Source organism: Actinosynnema sp. CA-299493 (genome assembly GCF_050946825.1).
Taxonomy (GTDB): Bacteria; Actinomycetota; Actinomycetes; order Mycobacteriales; family Pseudonocardiaceae; genus Actinosynnema.
Map to the genome: position 1 here is coordinate 7497337 of NZ_CP191993.1, position 24479 is coordinate 7521815.

The 24479-nt window shown below is 69.3% G+C and carries 18 protein-coding genes and 2 rRNA genes; 4 read left to right on the plus strand and 16 right to left on the minus strand.

Annotated elements, in window-relative coordinates:
• Nucleotides 1-93 precede the first annotated feature (93 nt).
• The 3 genes from ACQPYE_RS31610 to tyrS form a co-directional block, all read right to left on the minus strand.
• Nucleotides 94-3175 (minus strand): 23S ribosomal RNA (locus ACQPYE_RS31610).
• Nucleotides 3176-3528: 353 nt separating this feature from the next.
• Nucleotides 3529-5046 (minus strand): 16S ribosomal RNA (locus ACQPYE_RS31615).
• Together the 16S and 23S rRNA genes form the textbook arrangement of a ribosomal RNA operon.
• A 586-nt stretch (nucleotides 5047-5632) precedes the next feature.
• Nucleotides 5633-6907 carry a tyrosine--tRNA ligase gene (gene tyrS / locus ACQPYE_RS31620; RefSeq protein ID WP_498716654.1) on the minus strand — a complete coding sequence of 425 codons (1275 nt, stop codon included), beginning with the start codon at nucleotides 6905-6907 and terminating at the stop codon, nucleotides 5633-5635.
• A 92-nt stretch (nucleotides 6908-6999) separates the two neighbouring features.
• On the opposite strand from tyrS, the gene ACQPYE_RS31625 reads away from it, so the two are divergent.
• Together ACQPYE_RS31625 and ACQPYE_RS31630 are read left to right on the plus strand one after the other, a co-directional pair.
• Complete coding sequence (locus ACQPYE_RS31625) at nucleotides 7000-7446, plus strand: hypothetical protein (RefSeq protein WP_498716655.1); 447 nt, start codon at nucleotides 7000-7002, stop codon at nucleotides 7444-7446.
• A 156-nt stretch (nucleotides 7447-7602) separates the two neighbouring features.
• Nucleotides 7603-8124, plus strand: a complete 522-nt coding sequence (locus ACQPYE_RS31630) for an EF-hand domain-containing protein (protein ID WP_498716656.1) — start codon at nucleotides 7603-7605, stop codon at nucleotides 8122-8124.
• On the opposite strand, the gene ACQPYE_RS31635 is transcribed toward ACQPYE_RS31630, so the two are convergent.
• The 8 genes from ACQPYE_RS31635 to argC all read right to left on the minus strand — a co-directional run bounded on the left by ACQPYE_RS31635 (nucleotide 8121) and on the right by argC (nucleotide 15934).
• Nucleotides 8121-8759: a DNA-3-methyladenine glycosylase gene (locus ACQPYE_RS31635; RefSeq protein WP_498716657.1), complete on the minus strand. Its 639-nt coding sequence runs from the start codon at nucleotides 8757-8759 to the stop codon at nucleotides 8121-8123. The two genes, ACQPYE_RS31630 and ACQPYE_RS31635, sit on opposite strands and share 4 nt — an antisense overlap.
• The gene (gene argH, locus ACQPYE_RS31640) at nucleotides 8743-10134 is read right to left on the minus strand and encodes an argininosuccinate lyase (protein WP_498716658.1); all 1392 of its coding nucleotides are present in this window, start codon (nucleotides 10132-10134) and stop codon (nucleotides 8743-8745) included. Before argH ends, ACQPYE_RS31635 begins: the two co-directional genes overlap by 17 nt.
• Nucleotides 10135-10239: 105 nt before the next feature.
• A complete protein-coding gene (locus ACQPYE_RS31645) occupies nucleotides 10240-10746 on the minus strand; it encodes an arginine repressor (RefSeq protein WP_498716659.1) in 507 nt (168 codons plus the stop codon).
• Nucleotides 10743-11690, minus strand: a complete 948-nt coding sequence (gene argF / locus ACQPYE_RS31650; protein ID WP_498716661.1) for an ornithine carbamoyltransferase — start codon at nucleotides 11688-11690, stop codon at nucleotides 10743-10745. Before argF ends, ACQPYE_RS31645 begins: the two co-directional genes overlap by 4 nt.
• Entirely contained in the window at nucleotides 11690-12868 is a 1179-nt protein-coding gene (locus ACQPYE_RS31655) for an acetylornithine transaminase (RefSeq protein ID WP_498716662.1), read from the minus strand. The genes argF and ACQPYE_RS31655 overlap by 1 nt, the downstream gene beginning before the upstream one ends.
• Nucleotides 12865-13752: an acetylglutamate kinase gene (argB, locus tag ACQPYE_RS31660; RefSeq protein WP_498716663.1), complete on the minus strand. Its 888-nt coding sequence runs from the start codon at nucleotides 13750-13752 to the stop codon at nucleotides 12865-12867. The genes ACQPYE_RS31655 and argB overlap by 4 nt, the downstream gene beginning before the upstream one ends.
• The gene (gene argJ / locus ACQPYE_RS31665; protein WP_498716666.1) at nucleotides 13749-14921 is read right to left on the minus strand and encodes a bifunctional glutamate N-acetyltransferase/amino-acid acetyltransferase ArgJ; all 1173 of its coding nucleotides are present in this window, start codon (nucleotides 14919-14921) and stop codon (nucleotides 13749-13751) included. The genes argB and argJ overlap by 4 nt, the downstream gene beginning before the upstream one ends.
• The gene (argC, locus tag ACQPYE_RS31670) at nucleotides 14918-15934 is read right to left on the minus strand and encodes an N-acetyl-gamma-glutamyl-phosphate reductase (RefSeq protein ID WP_498716667.1); all 1017 of its coding nucleotides are present in this window, start codon (nucleotides 15932-15934) and stop codon (nucleotides 14918-14920) included. Before argC ends, argJ begins: the two co-directional genes overlap by 4 nt.
• Nucleotides 15935-16053: 119 nt before the next feature.
• On the opposite strand from argC, the gene ACQPYE_RS31675 reads away from it, so the two are divergent.
• Nucleotides 16054-16482, plus strand: a complete 429-nt coding sequence (locus tag ACQPYE_RS31675; protein ID WP_498716668.1) for a hypothetical protein — start codon at nucleotides 16054-16056, stop codon at nucleotides 16480-16482.
• Here ACQPYE_RS31675 and ACQPYE_RS31680 read toward each other — a convergent pair.
• Nucleotides 16449-17642 (minus strand): cytochrome P450, encoded by a 1194-nt coding sequence (locus tag ACQPYE_RS31680; protein ID WP_498716670.1) that lies wholly within the window; start codon nucleotides 17640-17642, stop codon nucleotides 16449-16451. The genes ACQPYE_RS31675 and ACQPYE_RS31680 overlap by 34 nt on opposite strands.
• A gap of 115 nt (nucleotides 17643-17757) precedes the next feature.
• On the opposite strand from ACQPYE_RS31680, the gene ACQPYE_RS31685 reads away from it, so the two are divergent.
• Nucleotides 17758-18387, plus strand: coding sequence for an HAD family hydrolase (locus tag ACQPYE_RS31685; RefSeq protein ID WP_498716671.1), 630 nt, complete (start codon nucleotides 17758-17760; stop codon nucleotides 18385-18387).
• Here the strand turns inward: ACQPYE_RS31685 and sthA are convergent, their stop codons facing one another.
• The 4 genes from sthA to pheS all read right to left on the minus strand — a co-directional run bounded on the left by sthA (nucleotide 18388) and on the right by pheS (nucleotide 24262).
• A complete protein-coding gene (gene sthA, locus ACQPYE_RS31690) occupies nucleotides 18388-19815 on the minus strand; it encodes a Si-specific NAD(P)(+) transhydrogenase (RefSeq protein WP_498716672.1) in 1428 nt (475 codons plus the stop codon).
• A 100-nt stretch (nucleotides 19816-19915) separates the two neighbouring features.
• The gene (locus ACQPYE_RS31695; protein WP_498716673.1) at nucleotides 19916-20407 is read right to left on the minus strand and encodes a hypothetical protein; all 492 of its coding nucleotides are present in this window, start codon (nucleotides 20405-20407) and stop codon (nucleotides 19916-19918) included.
• Nucleotides 20408-20713: 306 nt separating this feature from the next.
• Nucleotides 20714-23191 carry a phenylalanine--tRNA ligase subunit beta gene (pheT, locus tag ACQPYE_RS31700; RefSeq protein WP_498716674.1) on the minus strand — a complete coding sequence of 826 codons (2478 nt, stop codon included), beginning with the start codon at nucleotides 23189-23191 and terminating at the stop codon, nucleotides 20714-20716.
• A gap of 3 nt (nucleotides 23192-23194) precedes the next feature.
• Nucleotides 23195-24262 carry a phenylalanine--tRNA ligase subunit alpha gene (gene pheS / locus ACQPYE_RS31705; RefSeq protein ID WP_498716675.1) on the minus strand — a complete coding sequence of 356 codons (1068 nt, stop codon included), beginning with the start codon at nucleotides 24260-24262 and terminating at the stop codon, nucleotides 23195-23197.
• Between the last annotated feature and the right edge of the window lie 217 nt (nucleotides 24263-24479).

The window sequence follows — 24479 nt, forward strand, 5'->3', positions numbered from 1 at the left end:
GGCACCCCCAACCCACCCCGACCTATGCCATGGGTGGACCGTGGTGGTCCGGTTCGGTTCTTTCAGAACCGCACAGTGGATGCGTAGCGTCTTCGAGACAAGTCCTCGGCCTATTAGTACCGGTCAACTCCAGCCGTTACCGACCTTCCATCTCCGGCCTATCAACCCAATGGTCTCTTGGGGGCCTTAACCCACAAAGGGGTGGGATACCTCATCTAGGAACAGGCTTCCCGCTTAGATGCTTTCAGCGGTTATCCCTTCCGAACGTAGCCAACCAGCAATGCCCTTGGCAGGACAACTGGCACACCAGAGGTCCGTCCGTCCCGGTCCTCTCGTACTAGGGACAGCCTTCCGCAAGTATCCTACGCGCGCGGCGGATAGGGACCGAACTGTCTCACGACGTTCTAAACCCAGCTCGCGTACCGCTTTAATGGGCGAACAGCCCAACCCTTGGGACCTACTCCAGCCCCAGGATGCGACGAGCCGACATCGAGGTGCCAAACCATGCCGTCGATATGGACTCTTGGGCAAGATCAGCCTGTTATCCCCGGGGTACCTTTTATCCGTTGAGCGACCACGCTTCCACAAGCCATGGCCGGATCACTAGTTCCGACTTTCGTCCCTGCTCGACCTGTCGGTCTCACAGTCAAGCTCCCTTGTGCACTTGCACTCGACACCTGATTGCCAACCAGGCTGAGGGAACCTTTGAGCGCCTCCGTTACCCTTTGGGAGGCAACCGCCCCAGTTAAACTACCCACCAGGCACTGTCCCTGATCCGGATCACGGACCGAGGTTAGACATCCAGTACGACCAGAGTGGTATTTCAACGACGACTCCACACTGACTGGCGTCAGCGCTTCACAGTCTCCCACCTATCCTACACAAGCCGAACCGAACACCAATACCAAGCTATAGTAAAGGTCCCGGGGTCTTTCCGTCCTGCCGCGCGTAACGAGCATCTTTACTCGTAATGCAATTTCGCCGGGCCTGTGGTTGAGACAGTCGAGAAGTCGTTACGCCATTCGTGCAGGTCGGAACTTACCCGACAAGGAATTTCGCTACCTTAGGATGGTTATAGTTACCACCGCCGTTTACTGGCGCTTAAGTTCTCAGCTTCGCCCCGAAAGACTAACCGGTCCCCTTAACGTTCCAGCACCGGGCAGGCGTCAGTCCGTATACATCGTCTTGCGACTTCGCACGGACCTGTGTTTTTAGTAAACAGTCGCTTCTCGCTGGTCTCTGCGGCCGAAAAATCCTAGCCCGCAAGGGGCTTCAAATCCCTCGGCCCCCCTTCTCCCGAAGTTACGGGGGCATTTTGCCGAGTTCCTTAACCACAGTTCGCCCGATCGCCTCGGTATTCTCTACCTGACCACCTGTGTCGGTTTGGGGTACGGGCCGCATGAACACTCACTAGAGGCTTTTCTCGGCAGCATGGGATCACTCTACTTCGCCTCAATCGGCTATGCATCACGTCTCAGCCTTAATGCAGCACGGATTTGCCTATGCTACGGCCTACACGCTTACACCAGTACTACCACTCACTGGCGGAGCTACCCTCCTGCGTCACCCCATCGCTTGACTACTACAAGTTCAGGTCCCGCGCTCCACGTAGTCCCAGATCCGAAGACCCAGGACAGGCTTTGGGCGGTTAGTATCACAAGGTTCGCCATGGGCGCGTTCACACGGGTACGGGAATATCAACCCGTTGTCCATCGACTACGCCTGTCGGCCTCGCCTTAGGTCCCGACTTACCCTGGGCGGATTAGCCTGGCCCAGGAACCCTTGGTCATCCGGCGGACGAGTTTCTCACTCGTCTTTCGCTACTCATGCCTGCATTCTCACTCGTCCAGCCTCCACACCTGGATCACTCCGGCGCTTCAATGGCTGAACGACGCTCCCCTACCCATCCCAGCATGACACTGAAATGACACGGCTTCGGCGGTGTGCTTGAGCCCCGCTACATTGTCGGCGCAGGACCACTTGACCAGTGAGCTATTACGCACTCTTTAAAGGGTGGCTGCTTCTAAGCCAACCTCCTGGTTGTCTGGGCGACCCCACATCCTTTCCCACTTAGCACACACTTAGGGGCCTTAGCCGGCGTTCTGGGCTGTTTCCCTCTCGACTACGAAGCTTATCCCCCGCAGTCTCACTGCCGCGCTCTCACGTACCGGCATTCGGAGTTTGGTTGATTTCGGTAAGCTTGTGGGCCCCCTAGACCATCCAGTGCTCTACCTCCGGCACGAAACACACGACGCTGCACCTAAATGCATTTCGGGGAGAACCAGCTATCACGGAGTTTGATTGGCCTTTCACCCCTAACCACAGCTCATCCCCCAGGTTTTCAACCCTGGTGGGTTCGGGCCTCCACGTAGTCTTACCCACGCTTCACCCTGGCCATGGCTAGATCACTCCGCTTCGGGTCTAGACCACGCGACTCAATCGCCCTATTCGGACTCGCTTTCGCTACGGCTACCCCACACGGGTTAACCTCGCCACGCAGCACTAACTCGCAGGCTCATTCTTCAAAAGGCACGCCGTCACCCCTAAAGGCTCCGACGGATTGTAGGCACACGGTTTCAGGTACTATTTCACTCCCCTCCCGGGGTACTTTTCACCTTTCCCTCACGGTACTAGTCCGCTATCGGTCACCAGGTAGTATTCAGGCTTAGCGGGTGGTCCCGCCAGATTCACAGCGAATTTCACGAGTACGCTGCTACTTGGGAACACCGTCAGGAGACACCGGGTTTTCACGTACGGGACTCTCACCCTCTACGGCCACGCTTTCCAGACGCGTTCCGCTAACCACAGTGTTTTATGACTCCTCGATCGTCCGGCAGAACGATCAGACAGGTCCCACGACCCCGTACACGCAACCCCTGCCGGGTATCACACGAATACGGTTTAGCCTCTTCCGCTTTCGCTCGCCACTACTCACGGAATCACGGTTGTTTTCTCTTCCTGCGGGTACTGAGATGTTTCACTTCCCCGCGTTCCCTCCACACGCCCTATGTGTTCAGGCGTGGGTGACCCCACATGACTGGGGCCGGGTTTCCCCATTCGGATACCCTTGGATCTCAGCTCGGTTGACAGCTCCCCAAGGCTTTTCGCAGTCTCCTACGTCCTTCATCGGCTCCTGGTGCCAAGGCATCCACCGTGTGCCCTTAATAACTTGCCACAAAGATGCTCGCATCCACTGTGCAGTTCTCAAAGAACAACCAGACACCGCCCCACACTGCCCACGCCTACCCGGCCCGAAGACCAGCGGTTCGCGGACGGAGACCGTCCTGTCGTTTCTCGCTGAGGAAAACACTCACGTGTTCTCTCAGGACCCAACAGCGTGCCGAACAGAAGACTTGAACCCTCGACGATCCCTTCCACGCCCTTACGGACAGTACTAACACCGTCGACAACCCGAGGTTCTGTATATAGCCAGCATCCACATCATTGAGCAACCACCGATCGATCATTCGCCGATCGCGAGGCTCTCCACAGGCCCTCCGAAGAAGACCGGTGAGGAATGCTCCTTAGAAAGGAGGTGATCCAGCCGCACCTTCCGGTACGGCTACCTTGTTACGACTTCGTCCCAATCGCCAGTCCCACCTTCGACCGCTCCCCCCAGCAAGCTGGTTGGGCCACGGGCTTCGGGTGTTACCGACTTTCGTGACGTGACGGGCGGTGTGTACAAGGCCCGGGAACGTATTCACCGCAGCGTTGCTGATCTGCGATTACTAGCGACTCCGACTTCACGGGGTCGAGTTGCAGACCCCGATCCGAACTGAGACCGGCTTTGTGGGATTCGCTCCACCTCACGGCTTAGCAGCCCTCTGTACCGGCCATTGTAGCATGTGTGAAGCCCTGGACATAAGGGGCATGATGACTTGACGTCATCCCCACCTTCCTCCGAGTTGACCCCGGCAGTCTCCCATGAGTCCCCGCCATTACGCGCTGGCAACATGGAACGAGGGTTGCGCTCGTTGCGGGACTTAACCCAACATCTCACGACACGAGCTGACGACAGCCATGCACCACCTGTACACCAGTCCGAAGAGGCCTACATCTCTGCAGGTTTCCGGTGCATGTCAAGCCCAGGTAAGGTTCTTCGCGTTGCATCGAATTAATCCACATGCTCCGCCGCTTGTGCGGGCCCCCGTCAATTCCTTTGAGTTTTAGCCTTGCGGCCGTACTCCCCAGGCGGGGTGCTTAATGCGTTAGCTGCGGCACGGAGGACGTGGAAGTCCCCCACACCTAGCACCCACCGTTTACGGCGTGGACTACCAGGGTATCTAATCCTGTTCGCTCCCCACGCTTTCGCTCCTCAGCGTCAGTATCGGCCCAGAGACCCGCCTTCGCCACCGGTGTTCCTCCTGATATCTGCGCATTTCACCGCTACACCAGGAATTCCAGTCTCCCCTGCCGAACTCAAGTCTGCCCGTATCGACTGCAGGCTCCACGTTAAGCGTGAAGTTTTCACAGCCGACGCAACAAACCGCCTACGAGCTCTTTACGCCCAATAATTCCGGACAACGCTCGCACCCTACGTATTACCGCGGCTGCTGGCACGTAGTTAGCCGGTGCTTCTTCTGCGGGTACCGTCAGTTGCCCTTCGTCCCCGCTGAAAGAGGTTTACAACCCGAAGGCCGTCATCCCTCACGCGGCGTCGCTGCATCAGGCTTTCGCCCATTGTGCAATATTCCCCACTGCTGCCTCCCGTAGGAGTCTGGGCCGTGTCTCAGTCCCAGTGTGGCCGGTCACCCTCTCAGGCCGGCTACCCGTCGTCGCCTTGGTAGGCCATTACCCCACCAACAAGCTGATAGGCCGCGGGTCCATCCTGTACCGCCGGAACTTTCCACCCCACAAGATGCCTAGTGGAGTCATATCCGGTATTAGACCTAGTTTCCCAGGCTTATCCCAGAGTACAGGGCAGGTTACCCACGTGTTACTCACCCGTTCGCCGCTCGTGTACCCCGAAGGGCCTTACCGCTCGACTTGCATGTGTTAAGCACGCCGCCAGCGTTCGTCCTGAGCCAGGATCAAACTCTCCAATAAGGAATGTTTGATCGCTCCGAACAACACTGACAAGTAATGTCAGTTGTCCAGTAACAATCTCAAAGGAAACCTCTTGACGAGGTTCATAAATTTACTGGCTATTCGGCACGCTGTTGAGTTCTCAAAGAACACGCGCTCATCATCACGTACCGCAGCGAAGCGGCCCGATCCGAGGCTTGTGATTCAGCTAAAGCTTGTGTTTAGAAACTAGACGCCCTGGCCGCTGGCCTCAGACGAGGCTCGACTGGGTCTTCCGTTCCGAGGTCACCCACTCTACCACGCTAGTGGGAGCTTGGTTCGTGACCTGCCGCACTCCGTTCCGGTGTTCCCGGCCCGTTCCGCGCTGACATGGAGAAAGTTACACGCAGCCGAACCTGAGGTCAAATCGGGGGCGCGGCAGCGTGCCACAGGCTGAAACCGCAGGTCAGCAGCCCGTGCCGCACTCGAGTCCACGCTATCCGACCCGGTCCGGCCGCAACAGTGTGACTGCGATCACATCCGAACGTGTCGAAGGCCGCCGGTCCGAGTGGGACCGGCGGCCTTCGACGTCACGCTCGCGGAGCCTGTCCGCGCAGGTCAGACAGGGTCAGAGCCGCACCCGCACGCCGGCGGTGTTGCGCTTGCCGCGCCGGACGACCAGCCACGACCCGTGCAGCAGGTCCGCTTCGGCCGGGACCCACTCCTCGTCGGCGACCTTGGCGTTGTTCACGTACGCGCCGCCTTCCTTCACGGTGCGCCGCGCCGCGCCCTTGCTGTCCGCCAGCCCGGAGCTGACCAGCAGGTCGACGATGGTCGGCGCGTCGGCCAGGCGCACCTCGCCGGTCGGCGCCTCCGCCATCGCGGCCTCCAGCGTCGACAGGTCCAGCTCGCGCAGCTCGCCGCGGCCGAACAGGGCCTGGCTCGCGGCGATGACCTGCCGCGTCTCGTGCTCGCCGTGCACCAGGTTGGTGAACTCCTCGGCCAGCTTCTTCTGCGCGGCGCGCAGGTGCGGCGTCTCGGTGGTCTGCCGCTCCAGCTCGGCGATCTCCTCCCTGGTCAGGAAGGTGAACAGGCGCAGGTAGCGGAGCACGTCGGCGTCGCCCACGTTCACGAAGTACTGGTACCAGGCGTACGGCGAGGTCATCAGCGGGTCGAGCCACACGTTGCCGCCGCCGGTGGACTTGCCGAACTTGCGGCCCTCGGCGTCGGTGACCAGCGGCGCGGTCAACGCGTGCACGGACCCGCCGTCGACCTTCCGGACCAGGTCGACGCCGCCGATGATGTTGCCCCACTGGTCGGAGCCGCCCACCTGGAGCCTGGTCCCGTACTTCCGGTTGAGCTGGAGGTAGTCGTGCGACTGAAGGAGCAGGTAGCTGAACTCGGTGTAGGACATGCCGTCGCCTTCGAGGCGGCGCTTGACCGTCTCGCGGGCCAGCATGACGTTGATCGAGAAGTGCTTGCCGACGTCGCGCAGGAACTCCAGCACCGAGACGTTCCCGGTCCAGTCCAGGTTGTTGACCACGACCGCGCCGGTGGGGCCGTCGTCGAACTCGACGAACCGCTCCAGCTGGCCGCGGATGCGCCCGGCCCACTCGGCGACGGTGTCCAGCGTGTTGAGCGCGCGCTCCGCGCTGTCACGCGGGTCGCCGATCATGCCGGTGGCGCCGCCCGCGAGGACGATCGGCCGGTGCCCGGCGCGCTGGAAGCGGCGCAGCATCAGCAGCGGGACGAGGTTGCCGGCGTGCAGGCTGGGCGCGGTCGGGTCGAACCCGGCGTAGAGGGTGAGCGGACCGGCGTCGAGGTCCTTCCGCAGCGCGTCGAGATCGGTGGACTGCGCGATCAGGCCGCGCCAGGACAGCTCATCGAGGATGTGCTCGCTCACGGACAGCCATTCTCCCCTACCTGCGCAAAGCAGTTTGAGGCGGTGCCGGTGGCGGGTAGTCGGCGGTGGGCCCTACTGAGAGGACCACGGTGATGACCTACCCGAACCGCGACCGACGTCCCACCGAGCAGTTGCGCCCCGCCGAGCCCGTGTACCGGGAGGAACCCGTTTACCCGCGTGAGGAAGAGGTCGTCGAGCGCGGTGACGGCCGGGTGCGGGCGGTGCGCGTGGCGTGCGCCGTGATCGACGTGCTGTGCTGGCTGTTCGCGATCGTGCTGGCGATCCACATCTTCCTGGTGATCGGCGGGGCCAACCCGGCGAACGGGTTCGCGCAGCTGGTCGAGTCGTGGTCGGCGGGGGTGTCGTTGGGCCTGCGCGACCTGTTCACGCCCGCGAACGCCGGGCTGCGGACGCTGTTGAACGACGGCTTGGCCGCGTTGCTGTGGCTGCTGATCGGCGCGGTGCTGACGAACGTGATCAGCCGGGTCGCGCTGCCCTCGCACGAGCGCCGGGTCTGGTACCGGCGCACGGTGCGCTAGGCGGCGGCGTCGGTGCGGGTGACGGCGGTGGTGCGGCGTGTCCCCTTGCGCCGGCCGCCGCACTACCGACCGTCACCGCGATGTCACTCGGGCGCGCGGAGGTTTGCCCCGGCTGGTCAATTGTCCTCGTGGCGTTCGCCGACCAGGTTTGCTTCCGTGGCCAGCGACTTGCAGCGGAAGAAGACCTCCATCGTGTTCACCGCGATGGACTCGAACGGTGACGGGTTCCTCGAACGGGCCGATTTCGAGGCGTTGACGGACCGGTGGGTGCACCTCCGGGGCGCGGCCGAGGCGGACCGGTTGCGGGAGATCATGATGGGCTGGTGGGAGGCGCTGCGGGCGGCGTCCGACCACGACCGCGACGACAGGGTCACGGTGGACGAGGTGCTGACCGTGGTGGAGGACCTCGGCACCATGCTCGACCTGGTGGTGGCCACGGCGGAGTCGATGTTCGAGGCGGTGGACGAGGACGGCGACGGCCAGGTGTCCGCGCCCGAGTACGCCCGCATGATCCACGCCTGGACCGGGGACGACTCCCCGACCGACGCCGTGTTCGCCCGGCTCGACCTCGACGGCGACGGCGCGATCTCGAAGTCCGAGTTCGTCCGGCACTGGGTGGAGTTCTGGGCGGGCGACGACGCGGACGCGCCCGGCACCCACGTGTTCGGGGAGGTCTAGCGGGGGTCCACCGCGACGCGCGTGCGGCGGGTGCCCCGGCGGTAGGCGCTGACGGCGGGCGAGTCGATCCAGAAGCGCCACGGCACGTCCACCGCCACGGCCACGCCGACGCGCGGGCCGGTGCGGATGTCGGCGGGGTCCACCGGCTCCCCCGCCAGCAGCCGCACGGTCGCGCCCGGCTCGGTCAGGTCCACGCCGTTGTGCGCGCGGTCCAGGCCGAGCACGCCGGTCAGCCGGGCGGGGCCCTTGGCCAGTTCGGCGGCGCTGCGCGCGGTCGGGCGGCGGGCGTGCGCCAGCGCGGACCCGGTGACCACCTCGCCGGCGCGCAGCAGCACCGCGCCGGGCACGCCGTCGGTCAGCGACACGACGTTCGCGCAGAAGTGCATCCCGTAGACGAAGTACACGTAGAGCCGGCCGGCCGGGCCGAACATCACGTCGTTGCGCGGTGTGCGGCCCCGGTAGCAGTGCGACGCCGGGTCGTCGCCGCCCCGGTACGCCTCGACCTCCACGATCCGCAGCCCGACCACGCCCTCGTCGGTGGTCGACTCGATGACGCTCCCGAGCAGGAGCCGCGCGGCGTCGACGGGGTCGACCGCGAGCTCCCGCTCGGTGAGCTGCCTAGGCGTTGCGGGCAACGGAGACCTTGTCGCGCAACCTCTTCAGCTGCTCGGCGACCCGGTCGGGCGCGGTGCCGCCGTGCGCGTCGCGTGACGCGATGGACCCTTCCACGGTCAACACGCTACGCACCTCGGGCGTCAGCGCGGGAGAGATCGTGGCGAACTCCTCATCGGTCAGCTCCGCCAGTCCGACGCCGCGCCCCTCGGCCACCCGGACGCACTCGCCCGCGGCCTCGTGCGCGACCCGGAACGGCACGCCCTGCCGCACCAGCCACTCGGCGATGTCGGTGGCCAGGGTGAACCCGGCGGGCGCCAGCTCCGCCATCCGCGCGGTGTCGAACCGGGTGGTGGCGATCATCCCGGCCAGCGCGGGCAGCAGCAGTTCCAGCTGCTCGACCGAGTCGAACAGCGGTTCCTTGTCCTCCTGGAGGTCCCGGTTGTAGGCCAGCGGCTGCGCCTTCAACGTCGCCAGCAGGCCGGTCAGGTTGCCGATGAGCCGGCCGGACTTGCCCCTGGTCAGCTCGGCGACGTCCGGGTTCTTCTTCTGCGGCATGATCGAGCTGCCGGTGGCCCACGCGTCGTCCAGCACGGCGAAGCGGAACTCGGCGGTGGTCCAGATGATCACCTCTTCGGCGATCCGGGACAGGTCGACGCCGATCATGGCCAGCACGAACGCGATCTCGGCGGCGAAGTCGCGCGACGCGGTGCCGTCGATGGAGTTCTCCACCGGGCCGTCGAAGCCCAGCTCCGCGGCCACCGCCGCCGGGTCGAGGCCGAGCGACGAGCCGGCCAGCGCGCCCGAGCCGTACGGCGACACGGCGGTCCGCTTGTCCCAGTCGGCCAGCCGGTCGACGTCGCGCAGCAGCGCCTGGCCGTGCGCGAGCAGGTGGTGGGCCAGCAGCACGGGCTGCGCGGACTGGAGGTGCGTGCGGCCGGGCATGACGGTGGTGGCGTGCGCGGACGCCTGGTCGGCCAGCGCCTCGACCACGTCCAGCACGCCCGCGGCCACCCGCCGGGCGGCGTCGCGCAGCCACATCCGGAACAGCGTGGCCACCTGGTCGTTGCGGGACCGGCCGGCGCGCAGCTTGCCGCCCAGCTCCGGTCCGGCGCGCTCGATCAGGCCGCGTTCCAGCGCGGTGTGCACGTCCTCGTCGGCCAAGGTCGGGGTGAACGCCCCGGACGCCACGTCGGCTTCCAGGGCGTCCAGGGCCGCCAGCATGCGCGCCAGCTCGTCGGCGGTCAGCAGGCCGGCCCGGTGCAGCACGCGGGCGTGCGCGCGGGAACCCCTGATGTCGTACGGGGCGAGTCGCCAGTCGAAGTGCGTCGACGCGGACAGCCGCGCCATCGCCTCCGCCGGTCCTCCGGCGAACCGGCCACCCCACAATGAGCTCACGTGATCGAATCCCTCTTCGCGGCGATCTTGTTCGGCAGGCCCCGCGGTGCCGCGGGGCCCCGGCTGAAGTCTGGCAGCGGCGGCTCGCCGCGGAGGACGACCCGGTCACTCATCGGCGTCCCCCTGCGGCGACTGGTCGTCGCCCGCGGCGAGGGCGGCGACCCGGGCGGCCAGGTCGGCGCCGCTGAGGGGTTCCCTGGCCACGGCGAGGATGGTGTCGTCACCGGCGATGGTGCCGACGATGTCGTGCAGCGCGGCCCGGTCCAGCGCGCTGGCCAGGAACTGGGCCGCGCCGGGCGGGGTGCGCAGGACGGCCAGGTTGCCGGAGTGGTCCACCGACACGAGCAGTTCGGCGAGCACCCTGGTGAGGCGGGACGTGCCGCCCTGCACGCCCCGCACCGGGCTGCCGTCCTCGGGGATGACGTAGACGGGGGCGCCGCCGTCGGGTCCGCGCAGCTTGACCGCGCCCAGCTCGTCCAGGTCGCGCGACAGCGTGGCCTGGGTGACCTCGATGCCTTCCACCGCCAGCGTCTTCGCCAGTTCCGACTGGCTGCGGATGGCGCGCTGGGCGACCAGTTCGACGATGCGGGCCTGCCGCGCGGTCCGCGTCATCGGCGCGTTGCCCCGGTGGCGCCCGAGTTCTCCAGCAACCACACGAGCAGGGCCTTCTGGGCGTGCAGCCGGTTCTCCGCCTCGTCCCACACGGCGCTGTCCGGGCCGTCCAGCACGTCGTCGGTGATCTCCTGGCCGCGGTGGGCGGGCAGGCAGTGCAGCACGGTCGTCTTCACGCCGGTCGCGGCCACGAGGTCGGCGTTGAGCTGGTAGGGCCGGAACGGGCGGGTCCGGTCGCGGCCGTCGTTCTCCTGGCCCATGGACGTCCACGTGTCGGTGACCAGCACGTCCGAGCCGTCGACCGCCTCGCGCGGGTCCTCGATCACGGTCACCGAGCCGCCGGTGTCCGCGGCGCGCTTGCGGGCGTCGTCCAGCACCCAGGGCAGCGGCTGGAACAGCGCGGGCGCGGCGATCCGCACGTGCATGCCCGCCGTGACGCCGCCGAGCAGCATCGAGTGGGACATGTTGTTCGCGCCGTCGCCCAGGTAGGTGACGGTGAGGCCGGTGAGCCCGCCGTGCACGCGCCGGATGGTCTGGAGGTCGGCCAGCACCTGGCAGGGGTGGAACTCGTCGGTCAGCGCGTTGATCACCGGGATGCGGGACACCGACGCCATCGCGTCGATCCGCTTCTGCGCGAACGTCCGCCAGATCACCGCGTCCACGTACCCGGACAGGATGCGGGAGGTGTCCTCGATGGTCTCCTCGCGGCCGAGCTGCATGGACCGGCCGTCGATGATCACCGGGTTGCCGCCGAGCTGGGCGATGCCCACCTCGAACGACAGCCGGGTGCGGGTGGAGTTCTTCTCGAAGATCACCGCGACGGACTTGGGCCCGGCCAGCGGCTTGGCGGTCAGCCGGTCGGCCTTGTAGCCGTCGGCGAGGTCGAGGACCGCGGCCTGCTCGTCGGGGGTCAGGTCGTCGTCACGCAGGAAGTGGCGCACCATCACGGCTCCTGGCCTGGGGTGGGGAGGAACGACGGCAGGTCGGCCACCAGTCGGTGGGCGTCCGCCTCGTCCAGCACCAGCGGCGGCGCCAGGCGGATGACGTCGGGCTGGATCGGGTTGATCAGGTAGCCGGCCCGCTGCGCGGCCGCCGCGGCCTTCGCCGAGACCGCCTCGCGCAGCGTGATGCCGAGCAGCAGGCCGGCGCCCCGCACACCGGAGATGAGCGGGTGGTCCAGCGCCTCGACGCCGGTCGCGATCTCCTTGCCGACGGCGGCGGTGTGCTCCAGCAGGCCGTCGGCGGCGATCGTGTCGAGCACCGCGAGCGCGGCGGCGCAGCACACCGGGTTGCCGCCGAACGTGGTGCCGTGCTGGCCGGGCTCGAACAGGTCCTTGGCCGCGCCGATCGCGATGCACGCGCCCAGCGGCAGCCCGCCGCCCAGGCCCTTGGCCAGCGTGATCACGTCGGGCACGATGCCGACCTGCTGGAACGCGAACCAGGTGCCCAGCCGGCCGACGCCGGTCTGCACCTCGTCGAGGACGAGCAGCGCGCCGTGCTCGGCGGTGATCCGGCGGGCCGCTTCGAGGTAGCCCTCGGGCGGCACGACGACGCCGTTCTCGCCCTGGATCGGCTCCACGACGAAGGCGGCGGTCTCGTCGTCGATCGCGGCTTCCAGGGCGGCCACGTCGCCGTACGGGATGTGCACGACGCCGGGCACCAGCGGCTCGAACGGCTCGCGCTTCTTGGGCTGGCCGGTCAGCGCCAGCGCGCCCATGGTGCGGCCGTGGAAGCCGCCGTCGGTCGAGACGACCTTGGTGCGGCCGGTGCGGCGGCTCAGCTTGAACGCGGCCTCGTTGGCCTCGGCGCCGGAGTTGCAGAACAGCACCCGGCCGTCACCGTCCACACCGGACAGGTCGAGCAGCCGTTCGGCGAGCGCGAGCGCGGGCTCGTTGATGTAGAGGTTGGAGGTGTGGCCGATCTTGCCGATCTGCTCGGTCACGGCGGCCACGATCGCCGGGTGGGCGTGGCCGAGCGCGTTGACCGCGATGCCGGTGAGCAGGTCGAGGTAGCGGTTGCCGTCGGCGTCCCAGACGTGCGCGCCCTCGCCCCGGGTGAGGGTCAGGCCGGGGGTGCCGTAGTTGTTCATCATCGCGGCTTGCCACCGCTGCTGGTCGCTCATGCCTCGTCCACCCCAGTCCGCTCGGTCACCATCGTCCCGACGCCCTCGGAGGTGAAGACCTCCAGCAACACCGAGTGCGCCAGCCTGCCGTCGATCACGTGCGCCTCGGGGACGCCGCCGCGCACCGCGCGCAGGCAGGCCTCCATCTTCGGCACCATGCCGCTGTCCAGGTCCGGCAGCATCTTCTCCAGCCGCTCGGCGTCCACCCGGTGCAGCAGCGAGCTCTTGTCCGGCCAGTCCGCGTACAGGCCCTCGACGTCGGTGAGCACGACCAGCTTCTCGGCCTTCAGCGCCACCGCCACCGCGCCCGCCGCCGTGTCGGCGTTGACGTTGTGCACCACGCCGTCGACGTCCGGCGCGACCGTGGACACGACCGGGATGCGGCCCGCGCGCACGATGTCGAGCACCGCGTCGGGGTTGACGTCGACGATGTCGCCGACCAGGCCGATGTCGACCGGCTCGCCGTCCACCAAGGCCGGTCGCCGGGCGGCGGTCAGCAGGTGGGCGTCCTCGCCGGACAGGCCGACCGCGAGCGGGCCGTGGGAGTTGATCAGGCCGACCAGCTCGCGCTGCACCTGGCCCACCAGCACCATCCGGACCACGTCCATGGCCTCGGGCGTGGTGACGCGCAGGCCGCCGCGGAACTCGGACTCGATGCCGAGCCGCTTGAGCATCGCGGCGATCTGCGGCCCGCCGCCGTGCACCACGACCGGGTGCAGGCCGGCGAGCTTGAGGAACACCATGTCCTGCGCGAACGCCCGCTTCAGCTCGTCGTGCACCATGGCGTTGCCGCCGTACTTGACGACCACGATCGCGTCGCGGAAGCGCTGCAACCACGGCAGCGCCTCGATCAGGATCCCGGCCTTCTCCCGCGGCGTGATCACGAGCTGTACGCGCTGTTCTCTTCGACGTACCCGTGCGACAGGTCGGTGGTCAGCACGGTGGCCGTGCCGTCGCCCAGGTTCAGGTCGATCACGATGGCGACGTCGCGGCCGGACAGGTCGGCCTCGCTCCGGTCGGCGGCCTTGTGCCCGTCCGCGAACAGCGTGACGCCGTTGATCGCGATGCCGAGCTTGTGCTGGTCCACGGTCGCCCGCGACCGCCCGACGGCCATCGCGATGCGGCCCCAGTTCGGGTCGGAGCCGAACAGCGCGGTCTTCACCAGGTTGTCCTCGGCGACGGTCTTGGCGACCACGACGGCCTCGTCCTCGGTGAGCGCGCCGTTGACCGTGATGGCGACCTCCTTGGTGACGCCCTCCGCGTCCCCTTGGAGCTGCTTGACCAGGTCGTTCGCCACGGCGGTGAGCACGTCGGCGAACTGCTCGGCGGTCGGCGTGACGCCGGAGGCGCCGGAGGCCAGGACCAGCACGGTGTCGTTGGTGGACGTGCCGCCGTCCACGTCGAGCCGGTCGTAGGTCTTGGCGGTGACCGCGCGCAGGGCCGCGTCGAGGGCGTCGCCGTCGATCACCGCGTCGGTGGTGATGACGCTGAGCATCGTGGCCATGTTCGGCGAGAGCATCCCCGCGCCCTTGACGAACCCGCCGACCGACCACCCGTCCGGGTGGTCCTGCCAGCTCTGCTTGGGGTGGGAGTCGGTGGTCATCACGGCGGTGGCGGCGTCCAGCCCCGCCTGGTCGGTGGCGTCGAGGTCCTGGGCCGCCTTCGCCACGCCCGCCTTGAGGGCGTCCATCGGCAGGCGCTCGCCGATCAGGCCGGTGGAGCACACCGCGACCTCGACCGCGCCGACGTCCAGCACCTCGGCGACCTTTTCGGCGGTGGCGTGCGTGTCCTGGAAGCCCTCGGGCCCGGTGCACGCGTTCGCGCCGCCGGAGTTCAGCACGACGGCGTGGAGCTTGCGCTCCCGGAGCACCTGCTGGGACCACAGCACGGGCGCGGCCTTCACCTGGTTGGTGGTGAAGACGCCCGCGGCGGCCTGGCCGGGTCCTTCGTTGACGACCAGCGCCAGGTCGAGCGCGCCGGACTCCTTGATGCCGGCCGCGACACCGGCGGCCTTGAAGCCCTTCGGTCCCGTGACGCCTTTGCTGCGGTTCAAGGTGCTACTCCCACGGTGGACAGGCCGGTGGTCTCCGGCAGGCCGAGTGCCAGGTTCATGCACTGCACCGCGGCGCCCGCGGTGCCCTTCGCCAGGTTGTCGATCGCGGCCACCACGACCAGCCGGTTCACGTCGCGGTCGACGGCCACCTGGAGCTGCACGGCGTTCGAGCCGAGCACCGCGCCCGTGGTCGGCCAGTGGCCTTCCGGCAGCAGGTGCACGAACGGCTCGTCGGCGTAGGCCTTCTCGTACGCGGCGCGGACGTCCGCGGCGCCGGCCGCGAGCGTCGCCGAGCAGGTCGCCAGGATGCCCCTCGGCAACGGCGCCAGCACCGGGGTGAACGAGACGCGCACCGGCCCGCCGGCGACCTTCGAGAGGTTCTGCGTGATCTCCGGGGTGTGCCGGTGCGCGCCGCCGACGCCGTAGGCGCTGAGCGAGCCCATCACCTCGGAACCGAGGAGGTTCGGCTTGAGCGCCTTGCCCGCGCCGGACGTGCCGGACACGGCCACCACCGTCACCTCGGGCTCGACCAGCCCCATCGCGGGGGCCAGTGCCAGCGAGGACACGGTCGGGTAGCAGCCGGGCACGGCGACGCGGCGGGCCCCGCGCAGCTCGTCGCGCTGACCGGGCAGCTCGGGCAGGCCGTACGGCCAACTGCCCGCGTGCGCGCCGCCGTACCAGCGGTCCCAGGCGGCGGGGTCGGTGAGCCGGTGGTCCGCGCCGCAGTCGACGACGAGCGTGTCGTCGCCCAGTTGCGCGGCGATCTCGGCCGAGCGGCCATGCGGCAGGGCGAGGAAGACGACGTCGTGGCCCGCGAGGGTGTCGGCGGTGGTCTCCTCCAGCACCCGGTCGGCCAATGGCAGCAGGTGGGGCTGGTGGGCGAACAGCGGGGAGCCCGCGTTGCCGCCGGCGGTGAGCGCGCCGATCTCCACGTCCGGGTGTCCGAGCAGGAGGCGCAGCACCTCACCGCCGGCGTACCCGCTGGCCCCGGCGACCGCGATCCGTACCGTCATGCGGATAAGTATGCACGCTGATGCAAAGGTACTCAAATCTAATGCGGAGTTCCGCGAATGGGGCGGCGGGGTCCCCCGGTGTCGTGCTTTCCTGTACGGGAACTGGGGGGTTCATCGTGATGCACCATCCGCACGACCACGCACGGGGGCACGTCTCACACGGCCGGCGACGTCTGCTCGACGGCCATCCGGACCAGGTCGCCGCGCGGCCGTGGGTGAAGGCGCTCGCCTGGGCCGGCGTGCTCACCGCGATCGTGGGCATGACCGTCATCGGCCTGGACGTGGTCTGCGACGCCGCCCCGACGCCCGACCTCCGCTCGGCGCACGCCAACGGGTTCCCCGGCCGCGACCCGTTCCCGGGCGCGCCGATCCCGGCGGGCGACCGGCTCGACGGCGACCCTGCGGTCGGGACCCGCCCGGCGCGGCCGGGCGACGCGGGCTTCGGCCTCGGCCTGGTCTTCGGCGGCTTCGCGCTCGCGGCCGTCGCGGGCCTCGGGCACTCGCGCCGCCGCCGTCACCACGTCACGGGCAGCGACCCCAGGCCGTAGACGACCTGCTGGGAGCGGTAGTCGGGGGCCGGCCCGACCGCGCGCAGGTCGGGGAACCGGCGGGCCAGGGCGGGGAACGCGATCCGCATCTCCATCCTGGCCAGCGGCGCGCCGAGGCAGTGGTGCACGCCGTGGCCGAACGCGACGTGGCCGCCCGCCTCCCGGGTGATGTCCAGCACGTCCGGGTCGGGCACGAGAGCCGGGTCCCGGTCGGCCGCGGGCAGCGAGCAGACGATCAGCTCGCCGGGACCGAGGACGTGCCCGCCGAGCTCCACCTCGGCGGTCGTGACCCGGGGCACGCCGGTGTGCACGACGGTCAGCCACCGCAGCAGCTCCTCCACGGCCGCGGCGGCGCGTCCGGGCTCGTCGCGCAGCAACCTGAGCTGGTCGGGGTGGCGCAGCAGCGCGAGCACGCCGAGGCCGAGCATGTTGGCCGTGGTCTCGTGGCCGGCCAGGAGCAGCAGGTCCGCGATGCCGACCAGCTCGCGGTCGTCGAGGGCGGCGGTCTCGTCGCGGGCGAGCATGCCCAGCAGGTCGTCGCCGGGCTCGACCCTGGCCCGCGCGACCAGCTCGGCCAGGTAGGCCTTGGACTCGTACTGGATGGCGAGCCGCTGCTCGAACGTCAGCGTCACGTCGAAGTACCTCGTGTAGCGGTCCTGGAAGGCGTCGCGGTCCTCGAAGGGCACGCCCAGCAGCTCGCAGATCACCAGCGCCGGCACGGGCAGCGCGAAGTCGGCCACCAGGTCCGCGGGCGGCCCCTGGCGCTCGATCGCGTCGAGGTGCTCGCGCACGATGTCGTGGACGCGCGGTTCCAGCCGGCGCATCCGGCGGGCGGTGAACTCCGGCGCCAGCGTCCGCCGCAGGCGGGTGTGCTCGGGCGGGTCGAACGCCAGCAGGTTGCCCGGCCGCACGGCGGCCAGCTCCTCGTCGGTCAGCGCGGGCGCGCCCGGCACCAGGTGGTGGGCGGAGATGCGGAACCTCCGGGTGTCGCTGTAGACCAGCCGGACGTCCTCGACCCGGGTGACCAGCCACACCGACTGGCCCAGCACCGGCGAGTCGACCCGGCGCACCCCGCCCCCGTCGCGGATCTCCGTCAGGTCGGGGTGGGGGTCGAACCCCACCCGGCGGAAGTGCAGGGGCGTCGTCGGCATCGCGGCCATGCCGCCTCCAACCGTCGTGGGTCCTGCGAAAAAAGTAGCGACGTGGCGGAGTGGTGCGCGAGCCTTCACACGAGTGAGTCATCAACTACCCACCGTGACGAGAAGGAGTGTCCCGATGACCGGACGCCTACGTGCCGTGATCTTCGACTGGCGGGGGACGCTGGTGCTCGCCCCCACGTTCCGCGGGTGGGTGTCGGAGGCGTTGCGCCGGCTCGGGCGCGACACCGACCGGACCTCCGACGTGATCGCGTCGCTGGACCTGTCCCTGGTGGACGTCCCCGGTCTCGACGCGGACGCCGAGCTGCACCGGGCGACCTACTACGGGGCGTTCCGGGCGGCCGGGCTGGACGGGGAGCCGGCCGACTCGCTCTACGCGGTGGAGTCCGACCCGGCGTTCACCCCGTTCGCGGTGGACGCCGGGCCGACGTTGCGGGAGCTGCGCGACGCGGGAGTGCGGATCGGGGTCCTCAGCGACATCCACTTCGACCTCCGGCCCGCGTTCGCCGGCCTGCCGGTCGACTCGTTCGTGCTGTCCTTCGAGCACGGCGTGGTGAAGCCCGACCCGGCGATCTTCCACGTCGCGCTGCGCGAGCTCGGCGCCGCGCCCGGCGAGACGCTGATGGTCGGCGACCGCTCGACGCACGACGGCGCGGGCGTCGAGGCCGGCCTGCCGACGTTGCTCGTCCCGCCGCTGCGGGACGTCGGGGACGCCCGGCTCCACCTCGTCACGAAGCTGCTGGGGTGATCAGGAGCCGAAGCGCTCCAGCGCGCGCATCTTGTTCGTGGCGTCCAACGCGGCCACCTTGTACGCCTCGGACAGCGTCGGGTAGTTGAAGACGGTGTCCACCAGGTAGTCCACCGTGCCTCCGCACGCCATGACCGCCTGACCGATGTGGACGAGGTCGGTCGCGCCGGTGCCGAACAGGTGCACGCCGAGCAGCTTGCGGTCCGCGGTGGACACGAGCAGCTTGAGCATGCCGTAGGCGTCGCCGACGATCGAGCCGCGCGCCAGCTCGCGGTACCGCGCCAGCCCCACCTCGTACGGCACCGCGGACGACGTCAGCTCGGCCTCCGTGGCGCCGCAGTAGGAGATCTCCGGGATCGTGTAGATGCCGATCGGCTGCAACGCCGACAGCTCGCGGGCCTGCTCGCCGAACGCGTGGTAGGCGGCGAGGCGGCCCTGGTCCATCGACGTGGCGGCCAGCGCCGGGAAGCCGATCACGTCACCGACCGCGTAGATGTGCTCCACGGGCGTGCGGTAGTGCTCGTCCACGGCCAGCCGGCCGCGGTGGTCCGCCGCCAGGCCCGCCTTGTCCAGGTCCAGCGCCTCGGTGTTGCCCTGCCGGCCGGCCGAGTACATCACCGCGGCGGCCGGGATGCGCTTGCCGCTGGCCAGGGTGGTGACCGTGCCGGAGTCGGACACGTCGACGTTGACGACCTTCTCGCCGAACCGGAACGTCACCGCCAGGTCCCGCAGGTGGAACTTCAGCGACTCCACGATCTCCGGGTCGCAGAAGTCGAGCATCCGGTCGCGCTGCTCGACCACCGTGACCCGGCTGCCCAGCGCGGCGAACATCGACGCGTACTCGATGCCGATCACACCCGCGCCGACCACGACCAGGGACGACGGGATCTCCTCCAGCGCCAGCACCTCGTCGGAGTCCAGCACCCGGATCTCGTCGAAGTCCACCTGGTCCGGTCGGGCGGGACGGGTGCCGGTGGCGATCACCACGTGCCCGGCGGTGACCACGTGGTGCTCGCCGCGGTGCCCGCCGTCCACCGCGATCGTGTGCGGGTCGACGAACCGGGCGGTGCCGGTGAGCAGGTCGACCTGGTTGCGGTGCAGCTGCGCGCGCACGACCTGGACCTCGCGGCCGATCACGTGCTGCGTGCGGGCGAGCAGGTCGGTGATCGTGATGTCCTGCTTCACCCGGTAGCTCGCGCCGTACAGGTCGCGCTGGCTCAGGCCGGTCAGGTACATCACCGCCTCGCGCAGCGTCTTCGACGGGATCGTGCCGGTGTTCACGCACACACCGCCCACCATGTCGGCGCGGTCCACGATCGCGACCCGCTTGCCGAGCTTGGCGCCCGCGATGGCGGCCTTCTGCCCACCCGGGCCCGAGCCGATCACCAGCAGGTCGTAGTCGTAGTCGCTCGCACCCGGAACAGTCATGCGCCGAAGCGTCGCACACACCGCCGCTCCGCGTGGCTCCGCGGACGCACTCGTGCCGGCGCGCCGGGGCTGTCCGGGCGGGAAGCCCCTCGGACACCTCTCAGGTGCGGGCCGCCCGACCCGAGTAGGTCAGCGGGAACACCAGGTCCGTGCACGCGTTCGGCACGTCGTGCGCGATCCGCACGACCATCGCGACCTCGACCTCGCCCGCCGGCGGGATGGTGACCGGCTCCGCCATCGGCGCCACGGTCAGCACGCCGGACGGGCAGTCCGGCACCCGGTTCCGCGCGGCGTCCAACGGCTGGCCCGGCTGGGCCTCCAGCGTCAGCACCACGATCTCCACGCTGTTCGGGTTCGACAGCCGCACCAGGCGGGCGCCCTCGCTGCCCGGCGTCAGCTCGACCGCGCCGCCGGAGATGTCGTTGATCCCGAACGGCTCGAGCTCGGACACCTCACCGCCGCTGATCGAGTACGCCATCGCGGGCAGCTCGGGTTCGGGCCAGGTCAGGTGCATGGCGGTCACGACGGCGGCGCCCACGCCGAGGATCGTCATGGCGACGGCGACTTCCATCCGCGGGCCCAAGCTGCGCATGAGGCAACCTCACTCGATTGCTGCTCCAGGCGGTGGGTTCGCCGTTAGCTCCCCGTCGGACCGGCGACCAGACTCGCCCGGCGGTTCATCGCTTCGCCCCTCGGCCCAACGGGCCGCGAAGCCAATCTTGGAGAACGTTCAACCTGTGCGCAAGGACCTGGCCGACCCGGAAAGAAAGGTCTTTGGGCCTCTTGACACGGCACGCGACAGCGCGTGAACTGCACGTTCGCCTTTCTCCACCACCGGGCGGTTCACCCGGGCGGCCTAACCCCGGACCCGCACTGGTGCGGGTCCGGGGCATTTCCGTCAGCTTCTCAGCACCGCGCCGAAGCGCTCCGCCGCGGCGGCCACGGCCGCGTCACGCGCCGCCGTCGCCTCCTCCACGGTCAGCGTGCGGTCCGGCGCGCGGAACCTCAGCGAGTACGCCAACGACCGCTTGCCGTCGCCGACCTGGTCACCGGTGTAGACGTCGAACAGCCGGATGTCCTCCAGCAACGCGCCACCGCCGCCGCGCAGCACCCGCGCCACCTGCTCGGCGGGCACGTCCGCCGGCACGACCACGGCCACGTCCAGCAGCACCGGCGGGTACGCCGACACGACCGGCGCGGGCCGGTTGTCGCTCAACGGCAGCGCGTCGAGGTCCAGCTCCATCACCACGGTCCGCTTCGGCAGCCCCAGCGCCTCCACGACCTTCGGGTGCAGCTCGCCCGCGTGGCCCACGGGCCAGTCGCCGACGCGCAGCTCGGCGCACCGGCCGGGGTGCCACGGCGCGAGGTCGGAGGCGACCGCGGTCAGCTCCACCCCGTAGGCCTGGCCGACCAGCCGCGCGGCCTGCACCGCGTCCGCCCAGTCCGCCTGCCTGCCCTTGCCCCACCACCCGGCCCGCTCGCGGTGGCCCGCCAGCACGGCCGCCACGTGCACCGGCTGCTGCGGCAGCGCCGCCAGCAACGACGCCACCTGCGCGTCCGAGGGGCGCTCGCCGACGCCCACCTGCGGCACCGGCACCTGCTGCGTGCGCGGCAACGTCACCTGGGCGACCGCGTAGACCGCGACGTCCTTCTGGCCGCGCGCCAGGTTCCGCTGCACCGTCTCCAGCAGCCCCGGCACCAGCGTGGTGGCCAGCGCGTGCTTGTCCGACTCCAACGGGTTCAGCACGCTCACCGCGTTGCGGCGCACGTCGCCCTCGGGCAGGCCCAGCGCGTCGAACACCGCCGGGGCCACGAACGGGAACGGCTTGACCTCGACGAACCCGTTCTCCGCCAACGCGCGCGACACCGTGCGGCGACGGCGCTGCTGCTCGGTCAACCCGCGACCGGCGGGCGCGGGCGGCAGCGTGGACGGGATCGTGTCGTAGCCCTCCAGCCGCAGCACCTCCTCCACCAGGTCGGCGGGCTGGGTCAGGTCCGAGCGCCAGGTCGGCGGCACCGCGGTGACCATGGTCGCGCCGTCGTCGCCCGTGGTGACCTCGACCAGGCAGCCGATCTGGCCGAGCCGGCGCGCGGTCACGCCGCGGGCGTAGTTCACCCCGGCGACCTTGTCCGGCAGGTTGATCGGCATCGACACCGGCTTGGGCGACGCGGGCGTGCCCACGTCGGTGCGGCCGGGCTTGATGCTGCCGTCGCCGAACATGTCCAGCAGCCGGGCCGCGCGCTCCAGCGCCACCGGCGCCAGGGCCGGGTCCACCGTGCGCTCGAACCGCTTCGCCGCCTCGCTGGGCAGCTTGTGCCGGCGCACCGTGCGGGCGATGGACGCCGGGTCCCAGTTCGCCGCCTCCAGCAGGATGTCCGTGCTGGCCGGGGACACCTCGGTGCTCGCGCCGCCCATCACGCCGGCCAGCGAGATCACGCCGCTGTCGTCGGCGATCACGATGTCGTCCGGGTCCAGCGCCCGCACCTGCTCGTCCAGCGTGGTCAGCTTCTCGCCGGCCGCCGCGCGCCGCACCACCAGGCCGCCCTTGACCGACGCCGCGTCGAACGCGTGCAGCGGCTGGCCCAGTTCGAGCATCACGTAGTTGGTGACGTCCACCGGCAGCGAGATCGACCGGATGCCCGCCAGCATCAGCCGCCGGCGCATCCACCACGGCGTCGGCGCGGTCGGGTCCACGCCGCTGACGCGGCGGGCCACGAACCGGGAGCACGTCGCCGGGTCCTCGACGGTGACCGGCAGCACCTCGCCCTCGCCTTCGGGCACCTCGGCGGTGCCGGGGTCGCGGTAGGGCACGTCGAACGCGCACGCGATCTCGCGGGCCAGGCCGCGCACGGAGAACGCGTAGCCGCGGTCGGGGGTCGGCGCGACCTCGATCACCGTGTCGCCGAGGCCGAGCAGCTCCAGCGCGTCGTCACCGGGCTGCGCGGTGCCGCTGGGCAGCACCATGATCCCCGCGTGGTCGTCGCCGAGGCCCAGCTCGCGGGCCGAGCAGATCATGCCGTCGCTGGTCTTGCCGTAGGTCTTGCGCGCGGAGATGGTGAAGCCGCCGGGCAGCACCGCACCGGGCAGCGCCACCACGACCGTGTCGCCCTCCTGGAAGTTCGACGCGCCGCAGACGATGCCGTTGACCTGGTCCGGGCCGACCTCGACCTGGCAGTAGCGGATCGGCTTCTTGAACTCGGTCAGCTCCTCGATCTCCACCACGCGACCCGCGACGAGCGGACCGGTGACCGAGTCGAGCTCGTGGACGTCCTCGACCTCGATGCCGATCCGGACGAACGCCTCGGCGAGCTGCTCGGGCGTGGGCGTCTCGGCGAACTCGAGGTTCTCGACCAGCCAGGTAACCGGAATGCGCACCGGTCAGGCCTCCGTTCCGAATGGCTGGGTGAAGCGGACATCGCCTTCGACCATGTCCCGCATGTCGGGCAGGCCGTTGCGGAACTGCAGCGTGCGCTCCAGGCCCATGCCGAACGCGAACCCCGAGTACACGTCGGGGTCGACGCCGCAGTTGCGCAGCACGTTGGGGTTGACCATGCCGCAGCCGCCCCACTCGACCCAGCCCGCGCCGCCCTTCTTCTCCGGGAACCACACGTCCACCTCGGCGGACGGCTCGGTGAACGGGAAGAAGCTGGGCCGCAGGCGGGTCTTGGAGTCCTCGCCGAACATGGCGCGGGCGAACGCGTCGAGCGTGCCCTTCAGGTGCGCCATGGTCAGGCCCTTGTCCACGGCCAGGCCTTCGACCTGGTGGAAGACGGGCGTGTGGGTGGCGTCCAGCTCGTCGGTGCGGAACGTGCGGCCGGGGCACACCACGTAGACGGGCGGCTCGCGGTCCAGCAGGGTGCGGGCCTGCACCGGGCTGGTGTGCGTGCGCAGGACCAGGCCGGAGTCGGCGGGCGCCACGTAGAACGTGTCCTGCATGGTGCGCGCCGGGTGGTCCTTGCCGAAGTTCAGCGCGTCGAAGTTGAACCACTCGGTCTCCAGCTCCGGGCCCTCGGCGACCTCGTAGCCCATGGCCACGAAGACGTCGCCGATGCGCTCGGCGAGGGTGGAGATCGGGTGGCGGGCGCCGCGCGGCACCCGGTCCCACGGCAGCGTGACGTCGACCGTCTCCTCGCGCAGCACCCGGTCGTCGCGCTCGGCCTGCAACCGGGCGCGGCGCTCCTCGAACGCGGCCTTGACCGCGTTCTGCGCCTCGTTCACCCGCTTGCCCGCCTCCGCCTTCGCGGCCGGTGGCAGCGCGCCGATCTCGCGGCGGGCCAGCAGGACCGGCGAGCGGTCTCCCAGGTGGCTCGGCTTCACGGCGGCGAGCTCGTCGAGGTCGGCCGCCTTCGCGAACGCCTCACGAGCCTGCTCGACCGCCGCGCCGAGCGCTTCCGGGGAGAGCGCCGCGACCTGCTTGGGGTCGTACGGGTCGTTGGCTCCGGACATGGTTGGTGGACAGCTCCCGTCACGGACAACTGGTGGTCAGCCCTCCGCACGGCATGCGGAGCAGCGGACCGATCCTAGGCGATCGGCCGAACCGCAGGCCCACCGCCGCCCGCCGGGGCCGCATCACGTGACGTCCCGCCCACCGCGAGCGGGCACGCCGGGAGCCGGGGTCCCGGCCGATGCGCCACGTGACGCCCCACGAACCAGGGTCGTTCGA